Genomic DNA, 16,027 nt, shown 5'->3' with positions numbered 1-16,027 from the left:
CCGATCTCGTTTCCGTTGTCAAGTCCGAGTTTCTTCGGCCAGACCGTGGGAACGGATCAGCATCCTTCATCCTGTTCACTCAGTGAGTGTGTGGGATTCGGGAGGTGTTAGCTGCTTGACGGGAGCCGGTCCGAGGACCTCCGCTCAACCGTTTGGGGCGAACAGGTAATAACTTACGTGGGTTCCAGGCATCGGGCAAATCACCGCCGATTCCCGGGCGTGTCGCCTCCTCCCGCTCCGTCCGACACCCTCTCGGCCGATGCGATCACCGACGGACCGGACGCCTCCTCGGGCTGCAGGTCGCCGATGCGCTTCGGCGTCGCGACGACGGCCAGGAGCGACACGAGGCAGGCGGCGATGACGAACAGCACCACGAGCCAGAGCCCTCCCCCGGCGGCCACGACGAGCGCGGTGGCGATGAGCGGAGTCGGGCCGGCGACCAGCGCGCCATTGAGCTCCCGGGCCGTCGCGACGCCGGTGAAGCGGTACCGGGTCGGGAAGAGGTTCGTGAGGAAGGTCCCGGTGGACGCCGCGGTCGCACCCACGGCGATGACGCCGAGCGCCGTCATCCCGAGAGCAGCCAGCACCGGGTCGCCGGACTGCAGGGAGAGGAAGACCGGGTACGTGAGGACGATCCCGGCGACCGAGCCGAACATCACCACGCGCTTGGCCCCGAACCGGTCGACCGCGACGCCGCCGAGGACCGGAGCGAAGGCGGTGAGCAGTGAGGACACCAGGACCGCGATCAGCGCCTCGACCCGAGGCATCCCGACCGTCAGCGTGAGGTAGCTCAGCGCGAAGGCGCTCAGCACGTAGTTGGTCACGTTGTGCCCGCAGACGCTGAAGAAGCCGATGACGAGCTCGCGGGGGCTGCGGCGGAACAGCTCCGCCAAGGGCACCTTCGTCGCGGACTGCTCCGCGTTCGTCACGGCGTCCCGGTACTCGGGCGTCTCCTCGAGGCGACGACGGATCCAGAGCGCCAGGACGAACAGGACGGCGGAGACCAGGAACGGAATGCGCCAGGCCCCGCCGAGGAGCACGTCGCCGGGCAGCATCGAGGCGAAGGTGAAGGCCAGAGTCGCGAGGAACGCTCCACCAGGGGCGCCTGAGGTGACCAGTCCGATGACCCGCCCTCGGCGGCGCTCTGGCGCGTACTCGGCGACGAGCGTGAGCGCACCGGCGAGTTCCGCACCGGCGCCGAAGCCCTGGATGAAGCGGAACAGGATCAGCAGGATCGGCGCCGCCACCCCGATCGCCTCGGCAGTCGGGAGGAGCCCGATGCCCACGGTCGCGATCCCCATGAGCACGATGGTCAGGATCATCGCGGGCTTCCGGCCGACCCGGTCGCCGAGGTGGGAGATGATGAGGCCGCCGAGCGGCCGCACCACGAACCCGACGGCGAAGGTCGCGAAGGCGAGCATCGAGGCGGAGGCGGGGATGACGTCCGGGAAGAAGAGCGGGCCGATCACGAGGCCGGCGGCGGCGCCGTAGAGCGCGTAGTCGTACCACTCGATGAGCGTGCCGAAATAGGCTGCGGCGATCGCCCGCCTCGCCTGCGGGGTCATGGTGCGCTGCTGTTCGTTGGCCATGGGGTGTCCTTTCGTCATTGAAAAGTGCTGGCGTGGTCGTGGTTATCCGGTCGGTGCGAGGACCGTGGTCCCCCGGCCGCGTACTTCAGCGGTCGTGCGCACGCCGAGAAGCTGCATCGTCGACAGGGTCTCGTTCGCCACGAGGTCGAGTGCTCGCTCCACCCCGATCCGTCCGCCTGCCATGAGGCCGTACATGTACCCCCGGCCGAGGAAGACGAAGTCGGCTCCGCACGCGATCGCGGCCACGACGTCGAGGCCGCTACGGATGCCGGAGTCGAGGAGGATCGGGATGTCGTCGCCGACGGCGGCGCGCACCGCACCGACGACCTCGATGGGCGCGATCGCACGGTCGAGTTGGCGACCGCCGTGGTTGGAGACCCAGATGGCGTCCGCTCCGGCGTCGATGAAGCGCTCGGCGTCGATGGCGGAGAGCACGCCCTTCACGACGATCGGCCCGTTCCAGTTCCCCCGCAGCCAGCGCACGTCGTCCAAGGACAGCGCGGGATCGAACATGCTGCTGACCACGTCGGTGACGCTTCCGGATCGGGGCCCGAAGTTCGCCATGGCCGGTGCATCGTGTGCCAGCAGATCGAGCGACCACGCGGGATGCAGCGCCGACTGCACGGCGGTGCGCAGCGTCAGACGCGGCGGCATCGAGAGTCGGTTGCGGTCGTCGCGGTAGCGCTGCCCCGGCACCCGAGTGTCGACGGTCAGCACGAGGGTGTCGAAGCCCGCCGCAGCAGCCCGCTCGATGAGGGCGAGCGACGCGGCACGATCCCGCCGCAGGTAGAGCTGGAACCATCGGCGCGCAGCGGGCGCCGCGTCGGCGACGTCCTCGATGCTCCGCGTGCCCATAGTGGAGAGCACGAACGGCACATCGCGGTTCGCAGCCGCGCGGACCCCGTCGGTCTCGCCGGCCGCGCGCATGAGGGCGGTGAGGCCGATGGGGGCGATGCCGATCGGCATCGCATGCTCGCGTCCCAGCAGGCGGGTGGTGAGCGACGCTCCGGCTGCGCTCTCCGTGACGGAGGGCACGAACCTCCGGCGGGCGAAGGCCGACTCGTTGTCTCGGGCGGCTTGCTCGGTCACCGCGGCACCCTCGACGTAGTCGAAGACGAATCCGGGCACGCGACGCTTCGCGAGCCGGCGGAGGTCGCCGAGGCTACGTGCCTCCGCCACGCGCGTCGCCTCGGTGGGAAGCGCCGGCGGAGCGAAGCTCAGCAGCTCGGTGAAGGTGCGGATGCGGCGTCGCAAAAGTCCTGGTTCCTCTCGGCAGCCCCGGGCCGGTCGAAGAGCCGACCTCGGTGTCGGCACCACCATAGCCACCAAATATCTCGGACACAATAGCGATATGCGTCAGATATATCTGACACGACCAGAGGGTCGCTCCTTCGCGACGAGCGCGGGTCAGGCTTCGAGGAATGCCTGGAGGACGAACTCCCGCAGCTCCACGAGGTGGCCGCGCATGGCCTCCTCGGCAGCCTGCGGATCGCCGGTGCGGATCGCCTCCAGCACCTGCTGGTGTCCGTTGTTCTCGACGTCCGAGTGGATTCGCGCATCGATCGCCGGGATCAGGTGATGACTCCGTGTCGTCTCGTCGAACAGGCCGCTCATGAGCGTCTTGGCCCGAGCGTTGCGCGCCGCGCCGAGGATGCACTCGTGGAAAGCGCGCGCCGCATCGGTCAGCTCCGCCGTGCCGGAGCCGCTGCGCTGCGCGTCCAGGATCGAGCTGAGCTCCTCGATGAAAGCCTCGTTGCCGTAGCGCGTCGCACCCGCCGCCATCGGCGGTTCGATGATCAGGCGCATATCGAGCACCTCGCGCACCTCGTTGATGCCCAGCGGGCGGACGACGTATCCGCGCCGGGGAAGGGCGACGACGAGCCCCTCGACGACGAGGATCTGCAGGGCCTCGCGCACGGGCGTCTTCGACACCCCGAAGCGCGCGGCCAGCTCCGGTTCGATGACGACCTCGCCCGGGGCGAGCCGGGTGCGGACGATGTCGTCCCTGAGCGCCACGTACACCTTCTGCGTGCGCGACAGCACGCGATCCCCCTCGCCGAGGGCTGCGGCGCGGCGCCGGCTGTCGACGGCATGCGTGTGCAGGGTCGAGCCGGATTCGCTGGGCGTCGCGTCCATGTCCTCAGCCTAGGGGCACGGAATCGAACCCCCGCCGCTGCTGAGCGGTCTCGTCGCAGCGGTCGGTCCGGCCCAGCGCTTCAACGAAAGAACCTCGCCCTGCGAGATGCGGGGCGAGGCTCTTGCGTTCTGTTCCTGTGGACCTAAGGGGATTCGAACCCCTGACCTCCTCGATGCGAACGAGGCGCGCTACCAACTGCGCCATAGGCCCGTGAACGACATCTACGTTATCACGCTCGGGATAGCCGACAGGACGAAGGCCCCGCATCTCCGTGTTTCCAGGGGAGTCGGGGCCTTCGTGGTGGCGGTGACGGTGGGATTTGAACCCACGGTAGGGGGTTACCCTACACAACTTTTCGAGAGTTGCACCTTCGGCCGCTCGGACACGTCACCGCGGATCAGTTTACGACACCGGGGCCGAGCGCGCGAATCGGCGGGTCACCAGGCGGTGGCGACCTCGGCGTGGGTGCGGAGGATGCCCTCCGTGGAGCCGGCGGGGGCGCGGCCGATGCCGCACTCCGTGGCGACGCCGAACTCCGGGGCGAACGGGACAGCGGCGGCGATCCGGCGACGCGCGCCCTCCGCGCCGTCCTCCCGGTGCACGAGGCCGAGGTAGAGCTCCTCGACCGGGGTGAGCTCGGCGAGCGGAGCGAAGTAGGCCTCGTCGTCGTGACCGATCGGCACGGGAAGGTGCAGCCAGGTGAGCGGACGGTGGGCCGCGGCGATGACGGCGTTGGCGTAGCGGACGAGCGCGCCGGCGTCGGTCGGCTCGAAGAAATGCTTCTCCCCCGCGTCGCCGTAGCAGAGGTGCACGCCCACCTCGACGTCGTCCGGGACGGCGTCGACGAGGGCGGCCAGACGCGAGACGAGTCCGTCGAACGGGTCACCGGGCCACCACGCCTCCATGACGGCGCCGTAGCCGGAGGCCCCCTCGATGATGCCCATCTCGCTCGCGACGTCCCACTGCACGGCGAGGTCCCCGTGCGGGATCGCGGCGAGGATCTCGTGGAGCTCGCGGAGCATCGCGGCGGTGTACACGGGCTCGATCGCGGCCCGGTCGTCGCCATGGAAGAAGGAGGAGATGACGGCGAGCGGGGTGGGCAGCGACACCTGGAACCGGGTGCCCGCCGCGACTGCTCCCTCCTCACGCAGCCGGGCGAAGAGCCCGTACGACTCGATCGCCGCGGAGGCGTACCCGAGCGGAGGCAGTGCGATGGTCGCCGGGTCCACGCCCTCGGCGATGCGGAGGCCGCGGGCGTCGATGCCGGCGGGGAACGGGATGGGCTCGTCGCCGATCCGCTCGATGCCGTCCGCCTGGCCGATGACGTCGGGCTGGAACATGATCCAGTGGAACCGCTTGCCGACCTCGCCGTCCGGGATGCGGCGCAACCGGTCGCCCAGCAGCTCCGCAGCGGTACGCATTGTGGTCTCAGCGTCGTCGAAGTTCACACTGCCCACGAGAAGGGCACCCTGGGGCTGCGTCATGCCCTCAGAATATCCCTCGCCGACCCACCCCCTTCCGGCCGGGCCACCCCTCTGCGTGCGGCCGGAAGGGGGTGGGACACACGCAAGGGGGTGGGTCGGCGAGGGGAGGTCGGGATTAGGATTGCCTAAGAACCCGCCGCCTCCGGGGGCAGAACGACGGGAAGGATGCAAGCAGCATGGGATTCATCACGTCTGCGGCGCTCGCCGAGACCGGATACGTGGTCCTCGACGACGAGACCACCCCGGTGGACCCGTCCGAGTGGCGTGACCTCGAGTACGTCGGCTGGCGCTCCTCCGGCATCACCCGCTTCGCACCCCTGACGAGCTACGCCGGCGACATCGACTGCAACGGCTTCTGGAACCACACACCCCCGCGCACCGACAAGGACGGCGTCTGGATCCCGGCGCAGGTCACGATCGCCCCGACCCTGCAGCGCCGTGCCCTGGCCCCGGGCGCCGGCGTCGGTCGCTGCCGGGTCATCGAGCTCCAGCCCAACGACTACGCCGACGCGATCTACAACCTGCACCAGGACGACAACAACCGCCTCAATGAGCCGGGCACGGGCTGGGTGGTCCGCGGGTATTACAACCTCACCGACGACACCGACTCGATGCTCATCCTCCGCTCCGACCGGTTCGACCCGGCCACCGAGGTCCGGCTGCCGCTGCGCGCCGGTTCGCGGATCATCGTCGACACGCAGCGCTTCTGGCACGCCGTGTGGCACCGCGGCACGGGCCCGCGGTACGCGCTCATCACCTCCTGGACCAGTGGCCCCGAGCTCGACGCGTACATCGCCGCCCACCACGGCGACCCGCATCCGGCGACGGTCGACCTCGACCCGCGTCTCATCGACGAGGCCCAGGTCGAGATGCACCGAAGGATCGAGGAGCGCCGTCGCGCGTTCGAGGCGCAGGGCATCGTGATGGAGCCGCCCGCCGACATGAACCTCGTCGGCTGAGGCTCAGACCGTCCGGCCGCCCTCGATCCGCACGACCCGGTCGACCGTCCCCGCGGGCGGCGCCACGTGCGAGATAAGCAGCACCGACTGCTCCCCCGTCGCCTGCAGCAGATCGCGCAGCAAAGCGTCCGAGGCCTCGGGGTCGACGCCCGCCGTCGGCTCGTCCAGCACGAGCACCGGGAAGCCGCGGAGCAGCGCGCGAGCCAGGGCGATCCGCTGCGCCTGACCGCCGGACACCAGCGCACCGCGGTCGCCCACCCGGGCGTCGAGACCCCCGCGCTCGCGGACCCACGCCGCGAGGCCCACACGGTCGAGCACGGCGAGGAGCTCGTCATCGGTGGCGGTGTCCCTCGCGAAGAGCAGGTTCTGCCGCACGTCCTCGTCGAACAGCTGCGGCTGCTGCTCGCACAGACCGACGATGCGCCGCAGTGCCGGTCCGGACAGGGCTGCCGCGTCGAGGTCGCCGATCCGGTACTCGCCGTCCACCCGGAGGAAGCCGACCAGTGCGGCCGCCAGCGAGCTCTTGCCCGCCCCGCTCGCTCCGGAGACGAGCACCCGCTCCCCGGGTGCGAGGTCGAGGTCCACGCCGGTCAACGCCGCCGCGCCTCCGGGCCAGTGCGCCGTGGCACCGCGCAGGACGAGGGCGGGCACACCCGCGACCTCGGCATCCTGCCCCGCGTCGGGCCGCAGCTCCGGCGGCATCCGTTCGGGCAGCACGTCCACGATGCGCTCCGCACTCGCGCGCACGCTCCGCCACGAGGCCGCGGCGATCGGCACGGCGCCGAACACCTCGAACACGGCCATCGGCACGAGCACCGCGACCGCAAGCCACGGGGCGTCGATGACTCCCGTGGCGAGGCCCGGGGCCGCCACGGCGAGCGCCCACACGGATGCGGCCCCGGCCATCAGCGACACCACTCCGGCCGCGACGGCCTGCGCGAGCGACGCCCGACTGACCACGCGACGCAGCGCGGCGTCCGCGACGCGGATCCGCTCCCGCGCCTGCGCCTCCGCACCGAACGCGAGGAGCACGTCGAGACTCCCGAAGTAGTCGACGAGGGCCGCGGACACCTCGGCCCGACGCGCCGACACCGCGGCCTCCGCGCGGGAGCCGAAGATCCAGCCGAGCCCGACCGCCGCGAACGCGGCGACGAGGAGGCAGACCGCGAGGGTCAGCGCGGCGGGTGGCGAGACGAAGGCGAGGAAGCCCACCGCTCCGAGGGCGACGACGCCCGAGACGGCAAGCGGCTGCACGACCCGGAGCGGGAGGTTCTGCAGGTTCTCCACGTCGTCGACGAGCGCCGCGAGCACCTGCCCGCGGTCGGTCGCGCCGAGCCCCGCCGGCGAGAGCGGGATGAGGCGGCGCACCATGTCGGAGCGGGTCGTGGCGAGCTGCCGGAGCGCGGCGTCGTGACCGCTCAGCCGCTCCAGGTACCGCGTGACAGCCCGGGTCACGGCGAAGAACCGCACCCCGACGACCGCGATGGACAGCGGCACGAGGGAGTCGACGATCGACGCGCTCACGATCAGCCAGCCGCTCACCGCGAGAAGGCTCACTGCGGCGGCCGCCGACAGCACCCCCCAGATCAGCCCGGGGAGGAAGCGGCGGAACGGCGGCTGCGCGAGCCGGAGCATGTCCCGGACCCGCTCGCTGCGCGTCGTCTCGGTCATGCGCTCACCCCCAGCGCCACGATCCGGTCGGCGATGTCCCTGGCCGAGCGGCGGTGCGAGACGAGGAGGATGGTCGCGCCGGCATCCGCCCGTGCGCGCAGCGACCGCCACAGCCGCTCCTCGGTGTCGGCGTCGAGGGCGCTGGAGGGCTCATCGAGCGCGAGCATCCGCTCCGGGGCACCGTCGTGGCGATACAGCGCCCTGGCCACCGCGACGCGCTGCGCCTGCCCTCCCGAGAGTCCCGCTCCCTGCACGCCCAGCACGCGGTCGGCCTCGATCCCCTCCGCGCACGCGGCGTCGAGGGCCCGGCGCACGCGGGCGAGGTCGGGAGCCGCATCGCCCAGAGCCACGTTCTCCGCGACGGTGCCGCGCATCAGCCCCGGCGCCTGGCCGGCCCAGGCGAGCCATTCCGACGGCGCGAGCTCGACGACGTCCCGTCCGTCCCAGGTCGCGGTCCCCGTGTAGTCCACCGCTCCGCGGAGGGCGGCGAGCAGACTCGACTTCCCGGAGCCGCTCGGTCCCTCGATCAGGGTCACCGTCCCCGGCTCCGCGACGAACGACACCGGCGGCAGGTCCCTCACCCGGAGCCCCTCGACCACGAGTCCGTGTGCCACCTGCACGACTCCGGCACGGCTGCCGGACGAGTCCACGGGGTTCGGTCGTGCATCCGTGTCCGGATCGTGCCTGCGCACCCCGCCGCGGTCCCGGTCGCGCGCCGCATCGAGCACATCGAACACGTCTTCCGTGGCCGCGACGCCCTCGGCCGCGGCGTGGAACTGCACGCCGACCTGACGGATGGGGAGGAAGGCCTCCGGGGCGAGCAGCAGCACGAAGAGCCCGACCTCCAGGCTCAGGTCTCCTGACAGCAGCCGGAAGCCGACCGCGACCGCGATGAGCGCGACCGCGAGCGACGACAGCAGCTCCATCGCGAACCCCGAGAGGAACGAGAACCGGAGCACCTTCATGGTCTCGCGGCGGTACTCGTCGGCGGTCGCCTCGATGCGGTCGGCCGCCCGACGGTCCCGGCCGAACAGCCGCAGCGTCGACAGGCCCTGCACCGTGTCGGCGAAGCGGGCGGCGAGGTGCTGCAGCGTCTGCCACTGCTTCTTCTGCACCGTGCGGGTCGCGATGCCGATGAGGATGAGGAACAGCGGAATGAGCGGCAGGGTGATGACGGCGGTGAGCCCGCTCGGCCAGTCCTGCCACCACATGACCGCGACGAGCACGGGCGTCGCGATGACGGTGAGCACGAGCTGCGGGATGTACCGCGCGAAGTACGCGTCCAGGGCTTCCAGGCCGTGACCGGCGGTGACGGCGATCTGCGTCTGGTTCCGCTGAGCGAGCCAGCCCGGCCCGAGTCGCCCGACCGCTGCGACGAGCGCCGCGCGCAGCTGCATCCCGGTGCGGGCCGCGGCCTGCGTGCCCGCCGCATCGGACGCGGCGATGAGCAGGCCCCGCAGCAGCGCCGTCGCCAGCAGCCAGAGCAGGGTCGCGGTGACGTCGCGACCCGCGATGGCGCCGACCACCGCCTCGGTGAGCAGCCACGCGAAGGCGATCGTCACCGCGGTCTGGAAGACGCCGATCGCGGCCGACGCCAGGAGGAACCCCCGGGCGGCGGCCGCGTATCGGAGCAGCCTCGGATCGACGGGTTTCACGCGTGCGCCGGAGCCCCCTCGATCGACCGGCGGGTGACGCGCTTACGGAACACCCAGTAGGTCCAGGTCTGGTACGCGATGACCAGCGGGAGGGCGATCAGCGCGGTCCAGCTCATGATCTGCAGCGTATACGGAGTGCTGGACGCGTTGGCGATCGTGAGGCTGAACGCCGGGTCGATCGTCGAGGGCATCACGAACGGGAAGAGGGCGGAGAACAGCATGACGACGGCGAACATGACCGTGAGCATGCCGGCGAAGAACGCCCACCCGTCGCGGCGGACGAGCGAGAAGCCGACCGCCGCGATCAGGCTGACCGCCGCGAGCGCACCGGCTCCGATGACCAGCCACAGCAGCGGCGCCTCGCGGCCCATCGCGATCGCGACCGTCCAGACCACCGTCGCGGCTGCGACGAGGATCGTCGGGATGGCGGCCTTCTTCGCGAGCTTCCGGGCATCCTCGTGCACCTGGCCGTCCGTCTTCAGCGCGACGAACAGCACGCCGTGCAGGAAGAAGAGCAGCAGGGTCGTGACGCCGACCAGCAGCGCATACGGGTTCAGCAGCGAGAAGAAGCCGCCGACGTAGATGTGGTTCTCGTCGATCGCGACGCCCTGCACGATGTTGCCGAAAGCGACGCCCCAGAGCAGTGCCGGGACGACCGAGCCGATGACGATCATCCGGTCGAAGCCCTGCTTCCACTTCCGGCTCTCCCGCTGGTGGCGGTACTCGAACGAGACGCCGCGGAGGATGAGCGCGAGCAGGATGAGCAGCAGCGGCAGGTAGAACCCGCTGAACAGGGTGGCGTACCACTCGGGGAACGAGGCGAACAGCGAGGCCCCGGCCACGATGACCCACGTCTCGTTGAGGTCCCACACGGGACCGATCGTGTTGATGACCTGCCGGCGGGAGACGTCGTCCTTGCCGAGGAACGGCAGCGACATGCCCACACCGAAGTCGAACCCGTCGAGGACGAAGTAGCCGACGAACAGGAAGGCGACCACCCAGAACCAGATCGTTGCGAGATCCATGATGCTCGTTCCTCTCAGTACACGACCGACGGCAGCTGAGCCGTCTCCTCATGGGGCTGTTCGTCGGTGTCCGGCCCCTTCTGGGCGGCCTTGACGATCAGCTTGACCTCGACGACGGCCAGCGCGGCGTAGATCGCGGTGAAGGCGATCAGCGAGATCAGGACCTCGAGTCCGCTCACCCCCGGCGAGACGCCGTCGCGGGTGGACATCAGGCCGAACACGATCCACGGCTGTCGGCCCATCTCGGTGAACACCCAGCCCATGATGTTGGCGGCGAGCGCGAGCGGGAACGACCAGATCGCGACCTTCCACATCCACGGTGCGACCGGCTTCGTGGCCTTCTTGCGCGTGACCCAGAGGCCGGCGACGGCGACGAGGGCGGCGGCCATGCCGAGGCCGATCATCCAGCGGAACGACCAGTACGTGATCCACAGGACGGGGGCGAAGTCGGTGAGGCCGGTGCTCGCGTAGGTCTGGGCGTACTCGGCGTTCAGGTCGTTGATGCCGTGCACGCAAGCGTCGAGCGTGTGGGTCGACAGCAGCGACAGCAGGTACGGCACCCGGATCGAGAACAGCTCGGAGCTGCCGTCCGGCGTGCCCAGCGTGAAGATGCTGAAGGAGGCGTCGGCGCCGCAGACCGTGTTGAACGTCGCCTCGGCTGCGGCCATCTTCATCGGCTGCGCGGCGTACATCGCCAGGCCCAGCTGGTCACCGGTGAGCACGACGCCCGCCGTGGAGAAGATCATCGCCCAGAGGCCGAACTTCAGCGAGACGCGCATGGTGTCGAAGTGCTGCCCGCGGGCCAGGTGCCAGGCGGACACCGAGATCACGACACCGGCGGCGAACATGAGCGCGCCGAAGATGGTGTGCGGGAACGCGGCGAGGGCGACGGGGTTGGTCAGCAGCGCCCAGAAGTCGGTGAGCTCGGCGCGGTTGGTCACCTCGTTGTACGTGTAGCCGACCGGGTTCTGCATGAACGCGTTGGCGGCGATGATGAAGTACGCCGACAGGATGCTGCCGATCGAGACGCACCAGATGGTGGCGAGGTGGATCTTCTGCGGGAGCTTGTCCCAGCCGAAGATCCAGAGGCCGATGAAGGTCGCCTCGAAGAAGAACGCCAGCAGGCCCTCGAAGGCGAGCGGGGCGCCGAAGACGTCACCGACGAAGCGGGAGTAGTCCGACCAGTTCATCCCGAACTGGAACTCCTGCACGATGCCGGTGACGACCCCCATCGCGAAGTTGATGAGGAAGATCTTGCCGAAGAAGCGGGTGAGGTGCAGGTACTGGACCTTGGCCGTGCGCACCCACGCCGTCTGGAAGATGGCTGCGACGAGCGCCATGCCGATCGTCAGCGGGACGAAGAGGTAGTGGTAGACGGTCGTCAGCCCGAACTGCCATCGGGCCAGGGCGAGCGGATCAAGCCATTCCATGAGCGACTCCCGTTCTGTTCGACGCCTGCGCGGCGGTGTCGCGCAGCTGCACGGTGCATTCGGAGGGCAGCGCGGCCTCGCGCACGCACTCGGCTTCGAGCGGACCCCCCGCTTCTGCCAGGATGCCCTGCATCAGGCCGAGATGCACCTGGCACAGCATCGGGCGGTCCTCCGGCCGGCCGGCCGCGTGCGGGCACGGGCTCAGGTCGACGGTCAGCCCGCGGTCATCCACGACCGGCTCGAAACCGCTCTCCTCCAGGTGCTCGACGAGGGCGTCGAGCTGGTAGGTGGCGTCCCTCCCGAGGGCGCTTCCGGTGCCGGGAAGGACGCTGCGGAGGAGGTCGCCGCGACGGGCGGCGGCCTTGGCCTTGTTCCGCGCGACCGGGCTGGAGGCGTCGGGGGCGCCGGTGGCGGCACGGTACAGCGTTCGAGGACGGCCCCGGGTGGTGCGGTGCTCCACGGTCGGGATCACGTAGCCGCCCTCGATGAGCCGCTGGAGGTGCTCGCGCACCGTGTTCGGGTGGAGGCCGGTGGCCTCGCACAGGTCGCCGATCGCGAGTTCTCCGGAGGCACCGGAGTGCCCGGCCTCGAAGAGGAGGTGCAGGATGCGCACCCGGGAGTAGCTGGAGATCGGCCCGCAGACGGACCCGCCGTTGGACATGTCTCAATTATCGGCCGGGACCGGTGGCCGTCGGGGGAACCGGGCCGTGAATAATCGCCTGGTCGATAGGGATGTCTGATCCCGCCGATAGCCTGGGGGCATGGCCACCCGGAAACCCGCTCCCCCCGCGTACGTCTGCACCGAGTGCGGGTGGACGACGGCCAAGTGGGTCGGCCGCTGCGGGGAGTGCCAGCAGTGGGGCACGGTCCAGGAGCAGGCCGCGCAGACCGGGATCCTCCGTCGCGTGAACGCGCTCGCCCCGACCGCCGATCGCGCCGCACGACCGATCACGCAGATCACGACCCAGGACGCCCCGCGGCGCACGAGCGGCGTCGGCGAGTTCGACCGTGTGCTCGGCGGCGGCATCGTGCCGGGAGCCGCGATCCTCCTCAGCGGCGAGCCCGGCGTGGGCAAGTCGACCCTGCTGCTCGAGGTCGCCGCGCAAGCGGCGCGGAGCGGGCGACGGGTGCTGTACGCGAGCGCGGAGGAGTCGCCGGCCCAGGTGCGGCTGCGGGCGGAGCGGACGGGCGCGCTGCACGACGAGCTCTACCTCGCGAGCGAGACCGACCTCGCCACCATCCTCGGACACATCGACGAGGTGCAGCCGCAGCTCGTCATCGTCGACTCCGTGCAGACCGTGTCGTCGTCCCTCACCGACGGCGCGGCCGGTCAGCCCAGCCAGGTGCGGGAGGTCGCCGCGACCCTGATCCGGGTGGCGAAGGAGCGCGACCTGCCGATCATCATCGTCGGGCACGTGACCAAGGACGGCCAGGTCGCGGGGCCCCGGGTGCTGGAGCACCTCGTCGACGTCGTGTGCCACTTCGAGGGCGACCGGCAGACCTCGCTGCGCTTCATCCGGGCGCTGAAGAACCGCTTCGGCCCCACCGACGAGGTCGGCTGCTTCGAGATGACCGGAGACGGCATCGCCGAGGTCCCCGACCCGTCCGGTCTGTTCCTGTCGCAGGGCGCCTCCGAACCCGGGACCTGTGTGGCCATCTCCCTCGAGGGCCGTCGCGCTCTCCCGGTCGAGGTGCAGGCGCTCACCGTGCCGAGCAACGCCCCGAACCCCCGCCGCATCGTGCACGGCCTCGACTCCTCGCGGGTGGCCATGGTGCTGGCCATCCTCGAGCGCCGGGCGGGCGTGCCCACCGGCAGCCTCGACGTGTACGTGTCCACGGTCGGCGGCGTGCGGTTCACGGAGCCCGCGGCCGACCTCGCCATCGCGATCGCCGTCGCCGGATCCATCCAGATGATCTCGGTCCCGCGTACGGTCGCCGCCGTCGGCGAGCTCAGTCTCGCGGGTGAGGTGCGGCCGGTGACGCAGGCGGCGCAGCGGCGGTCCGAAGCCGCGCGACTCGGCTACGAGCAGGTCGTGGACGACCGTTCGAAGACGCTGCGTGCCGCGCTGGGAGACGTCAGGGCACGGAACAGCACCCGTCGGCCCGACCGGGACATCCCGCCGTTCTGAGCCGGAGCGCGGCTGAGGTCAGGCGTCGAGGGCCTTGAGCAGTTCCACCGGGTCGGCCTGCATCGGGTGCGGTCCTGCGATGTCGAGGAACACGGTCGTGATCGGGTGCGCGGAGAGGAACGCCCGCAGCCAGGTCGCGTCGTAGATGCCCACGCCGGGCGGCAGGTTCGCCGGCTTGTTCTTCGCGTCGCTGAACAGCAGGAGGGCGAGGTCACCCGAGTTCGGGTCGCGGTAGGTCCAGACCTCGCCGCTGTCGAGCGGGTTGTCGCGGGCGCCCGGCTTGATGAGCGGGACGACGGTGGTGCCGTGCCGCAGGGCGAGCGCGACTGCGGCGACGTCCTGCTTCTCGAGCGCGAGCGCGAGCGCTTCGGACCGGAAGTCCTCGGGGGCGGGCTTCTTCTTCGCGCTCTTCCCGGACTTCGCCTTCTTCGCTGCCATGCATCCAGCTTAGGCATCGGGGCGACGCGGCGGCGCCGGGGAAAGATTGGGGCCCTCTCGAGTCCTCCATTGGGGACTGGGGTACTCGAGAGGGCCCTCGGACTCTCGAGCGGCGGTGTCGAAGCGCTGGGGACGCTGTGATTCGACGCCACTGGGGATGGCATGTTGCCGCATATCGGGAGAGTCACCTCTATGGTATCCCAAAGAGTGAGCCCTGTCAGCACAAGTGCCGGTCACGCCCTCAGAACAAGAGGATCTGGGTGGTCGTGGCGCTGGGGAAACCGCCGATCGAGACGCCCACGTGATACGAGGCCCCACCGCCGGGAGCCCGTTGCCGGTTCTCCTGCGCGCAGGTCTCGACGCTGGAGCGCGTGCGATCCCAGACGACCGGCTCCTTGCTCACCACGGTGGATCCCGCGGTGAGTGTGGCGATCATGCTGCTGGGGTTCTCCTGGCAGTCGGTCGACCGCCACCACACGTCCGAGCCGCTGGAGACCGTGAAGACCTGGGTCGTGGAGCCGACGTCGATCGTGCAGTCCCTGGTGCCCTTGTTGGTCAGCGAGATGGAGAGCTTCGGCGAAGCACCGTCGGCGTATGACTCGGCATCCGTCACGGCCTTCACCTCGACGTCCTTCGCCTCGCACGCGACGACGGCCGGAGTGGCGTCCGCAGAGGGCGAGGGTGAGGGCGACGGCGAGGCTGACCCGGACGGCGTCGGACCGGCGGTGGCGGAGGAGGTCGGCGCGGGTGCGGTCCCCTGCCCGTCGGCGGCCGCCCACGGTCGTGCGACGAGGAGCCAGACGGAGGCTCCGACGAGCGCGAGGACGAGGAGCAGTCCCAACAGCACCGCCAACCGCCGACGACGATAGACGGCGGCGGAGTGACGGGGCATGCCTCCAGGTTAAGCGATCCCCCTCCACGAGCCTGGGAGGCGCGAGCGGTCGTCCGGGGCTCAGAGCACCTTGAGCATCCGGGTGTTGCCGAGCGTGTTCGGCTTCACGTGCGCGAGATCGAGGAACTCCTCGACGCCGGCGTCGCCGCTGCGCAGGAGCTGCGAGTACACGTCCGGATCGACGACCTGCTCCCCGATGGGGGTGAAGCCGCGACGGCCGAAGAAATCGACCTCGAACGTGAGGCAGAACAGGCGCGTGAGCCCGAGCGCCCGCGCGTTCTCCTCGAGCTGCTCGACGATCGCCCGACCGACGCCGTGATGGAGCCAGTCGTCGCGGACGAGCAGGGTGCGCACCTCGCCGAGGTCCTCCCAGATCACGTGCAGCGCGCCGCAGCCGATCAGCTCGCCGTCGGCCTCGGCGACGACGAACTCCTGCACGGCGCCGTAGAGCACGGCGAGGTCCTTGCCGAGCAGGATGCGCTGCTCCACCATCGGCTGGAGCAGGTTCCGGATGCTGACGATGTCGGCGCTGCGGGCCGGCCGGACGATGTACGCGCTCACCCGACCAGCCTAGGACCCGCTCCTCCCGTCGGCTCTCAGACGGGGCACAGCTTCGGA

At 70.4% G+C, this 16,027-nt stretch carries 14 protein-coding genes and 2 tRNA genes; 2 read left to right on the top strand and 14 right to left on the bottom strand.

All coding sequences use genetic code 11. The features are described 5' to 3' along the window. Positions 1-200: 200 nt before the first annotated feature. The 6 genes from AB0N68_RS08475 to AB0N68_RS08450 form a co-directional block, all read right to left on the bottom strand. On the bottom strand, positions 201-1,589 hold the full coding sequence (locus AB0N68_RS08475; protein ID WP_280566965.1) for an MFS transporter: 1,389 nt from the start codon (positions 1,587-1,589) through the stop codon (positions 201-203). A 42-nt stretch (positions 1,590-1,631) separates the two neighbouring features. After that, positions 1,632-2,843, bottom strand: coding sequence for an alpha-hydroxy acid oxidase (locus tag AB0N68_RS08470; protein WP_292795458.1), 1,212 nt, complete (start codon positions 2,841-2,843; stop codon positions 1,632-1,634). Between the two features lie 153 nt (positions 2,844-2,996). Next, the gene (locus AB0N68_RS08465) at positions 2,997-3,725 is read right to left on the bottom strand and encodes a GntR family transcriptional regulator (protein WP_280566971.1); all 729 of its coding nucleotides are present in this window, start codon (positions 3,723-3,725) and stop codon (positions 2,997-2,999) included. A gap of 138 nt (positions 3,726-3,863) precedes the next feature. Further along, positions 3,864-3,936 (bottom strand) — tRNA-Ala (locus AB0N68_RS08460). A 91-nt stretch (positions 3,937-4,027) separates the two neighbouring features. Further along, positions 4,028-4,118 (bottom strand) — tRNA-Ser (locus AB0N68_RS08455). Between the two features lie 45 nt (positions 4,119-4,163). Continuing rightward, positions 4,164-5,210: a hypothetical protein gene (locus AB0N68_RS08450; RefSeq protein ID WP_280566128.1), complete on the bottom strand. Its 1,047-nt coding sequence runs from the start codon at positions 5,208-5,210 to the stop codon at positions 4,164-4,166. Positions 5,211-5,386: 176 nt separating this feature from the next. Between AB0N68_RS08450 and AB0N68_RS08445 the strand changes: the two genes are divergently transcribed. After that, positions 5,387-6,169 carry a hypothetical protein gene (locus AB0N68_RS08445; RefSeq protein ID WP_292795451.1) on the top strand — a complete coding sequence of 261 codons (783 nt, stop codon included), beginning with the start codon at positions 5,387-5,389 and terminating at the stop codon, positions 6,167-6,169. A gap of 3 nt (positions 6,170-6,172) precedes the next feature. On the opposite strand, the gene cydC is transcribed toward AB0N68_RS08445, so the two are convergent. Genes cydC through AB0N68_RS08420 form a run of 5 tightly spaced genes read right to left on the bottom strand, consistent with a single transcriptional unit; the run spans position 6,173 to position 12,611 of the window. Next, positions 6,173-7,840, bottom strand: coding sequence for a thiol reductant ABC exporter subunit CydC (cydC, locus tag AB0N68_RS08440; protein ID WP_292795448.1), 1,668 nt, complete (start codon positions 7,838-7,840; stop codon positions 6,173-6,175). After that, positions 7,837-9,495: a thiol reductant ABC exporter subunit CydD gene (cydD, locus tag AB0N68_RS08435; RefSeq protein WP_292795445.1), complete on the bottom strand. Its 1,659-nt coding sequence runs from the start codon at positions 9,493-9,495 to the stop codon at positions 7,837-7,839. The genes cydC and cydD overlap by 4 nt, the downstream gene beginning before the upstream one ends. Further along, on the bottom strand, positions 9,492-10,520 hold the full coding sequence (cydB, locus tag AB0N68_RS08430) for a cytochrome d ubiquinol oxidase subunit II (protein WP_187662432.1): 1,029 nt from the start codon (positions 10,518-10,520) through the stop codon (positions 9,492-9,494). The genes cydD and cydB overlap by 4 nt, the downstream gene beginning before the upstream one ends. A gap of 14 nt (positions 10,521-10,534) precedes the next feature. After that, positions 10,535-11,950, bottom strand: a complete 1,416-nt coding sequence (locus AB0N68_RS08425; RefSeq protein ID WP_187662433.1) for a cytochrome ubiquinol oxidase subunit I — start codon at positions 11,948-11,950, stop codon at positions 10,535-10,537. Beyond that, a complete protein-coding gene (locus AB0N68_RS08420) occupies positions 11,937-12,611 on the bottom strand; it encodes a helix-turn-helix transcriptional regulator (protein ID WP_187662434.1) in 675 nt (224 codons plus the stop codon). Before AB0N68_RS08420 ends, AB0N68_RS08425 begins: the two co-directional genes overlap by 14 nt. A gap of 100 nt (positions 12,612-12,711) precedes the next feature. On the opposite strand from AB0N68_RS08420, the gene radA reads away from it, so the two are divergent. Next, complete coding sequence (radA, locus tag AB0N68_RS08415; protein WP_187662435.1) at positions 12,712-14,079, top strand: DNA repair protein RadA; 1,368 nt, start codon at positions 12,712-12,714, stop codon at positions 14,077-14,079. Positions 14,080-14,097: 18 nt separating this feature from the next. On the opposite strand, the gene AB0N68_RS08410 is transcribed toward radA, so the two are convergent. From AB0N68_RS08410 to AB0N68_RS08400, 3 genes are all read right to left on the bottom strand, one after another. Further along, positions 14,098-14,517, bottom strand: coding sequence for a dehydrogenase (locus AB0N68_RS08410; RefSeq protein WP_187662436.1), 420 nt, complete (start codon positions 14,515-14,517; stop codon positions 14,098-14,100). Between the two features lie 241 nt (positions 14,518-14,758). After that, positions 14,759-15,409, bottom strand: a complete 651-nt coding sequence (locus tag AB0N68_RS08405) for a hypothetical protein (protein WP_187662437.1) — start codon at positions 15,407-15,409, stop codon at positions 14,759-14,761. A gap of 60 nt (positions 15,410-15,469) precedes the next feature. Next, complete coding sequence (locus tag AB0N68_RS08400; RefSeq protein WP_259955273.1) at positions 15,470-15,970, bottom strand: amino-acid N-acetyltransferase; 501 nt, start codon at positions 15,968-15,970, stop codon at positions 15,470-15,472. Positions 15,971-16,027 lie beyond the last annotated feature (57 nt).

Source organism: Microbacterium meiriae, assembly GCF_040685015.1.
GTDB classification, from domain to species: domain Bacteria; phylum Actinomycetota; class Actinomycetes; order Actinomycetales; family Microbacteriaceae; genus Microbacterium; species Microbacterium meiriae.
This window is presented reverse-complemented; position numbering and strand designations above follow the sequence as displayed.

What these genes read in the sequence shown, in the direction of transcription:
- AB0N68_RS08445 (WP_292795451.1), top strand. Translation starts at nt 5,387, where the DNA reads ATGGGATTCATCACGTCTGCGGCGCTCGCCGAGACCGGATACGTGGTC.
- AB0N68_RS08465 (WP_280566971.1), bottom strand. Translation starts at nt 3,725, where the DNA reads ATGGACGCGACGCCCAGCGAATCCGGCTCGACCCTGCACACGCATGCC.
- AB0N68_RS08405 (WP_187662437.1), bottom strand. Translation starts at nt 15,409, where the DNA reads ATGCCCCGTCACTCCGCCGCCGTCTATCGTCGTCGGCGGTTGGCGGTG.
- AB0N68_RS08420 (WP_187662434.1), bottom strand. Translation starts at nt 12,611, where the DNA reads ATGTCCAACGGCGGGTCCGTCTGCGGGCCGATCTCCAGCTACTCCCGG.
- AB0N68_RS08410 (WP_187662436.1), bottom strand. Translation starts at nt 14,517, where the DNA reads ATGGCAGCGAAGAAGGCGAAGTCCGGGAAGAGCGCGAAGAAGAAGCCC.
- AB0N68_RS08475 (WP_280566965.1), bottom strand. Translation starts at nt 1,589, where the DNA reads ATGGCCAACGAACAGCAGCGCACCATGACCCCGCAGGCGAGGCGGGCG.
- radA (WP_187662435.1), top strand. Translation starts at nt 12,712, where the DNA reads ATGGCCACCCGGAAACCCGCTCCCCCCGCGTACGTCTGCACCGAGTGC.
- AB0N68_RS08450 (WP_280566128.1), bottom strand. Translation starts at nt 5,210, where the DNA reads ATGACGCAGCCCCAGGGTGCCCTTCTCGTGGGCAGTGTGAACTTCGAC.
- cydB (WP_187662432.1), bottom strand. Translation starts at nt 10,520, where the DNA reads ATGGATCTCGCAACGATCTGGTTCTGGGTGGTCGCCTTCCTGTTCGTC.
- cydC (WP_292795448.1), bottom strand. Translation starts at nt 7,840, where the DNA reads ATGACCGAGACGACGCGCAGCGAGCGGGTCCGGGACATGCTCCGGCTC.
- AB0N68_RS08425 (WP_187662433.1), bottom strand. Translation starts at nt 11,950, where the DNA reads ATGGAATGGCTTGATCCGCTCGCCCTGGCCCGATGGCAGTTCGGGCTG.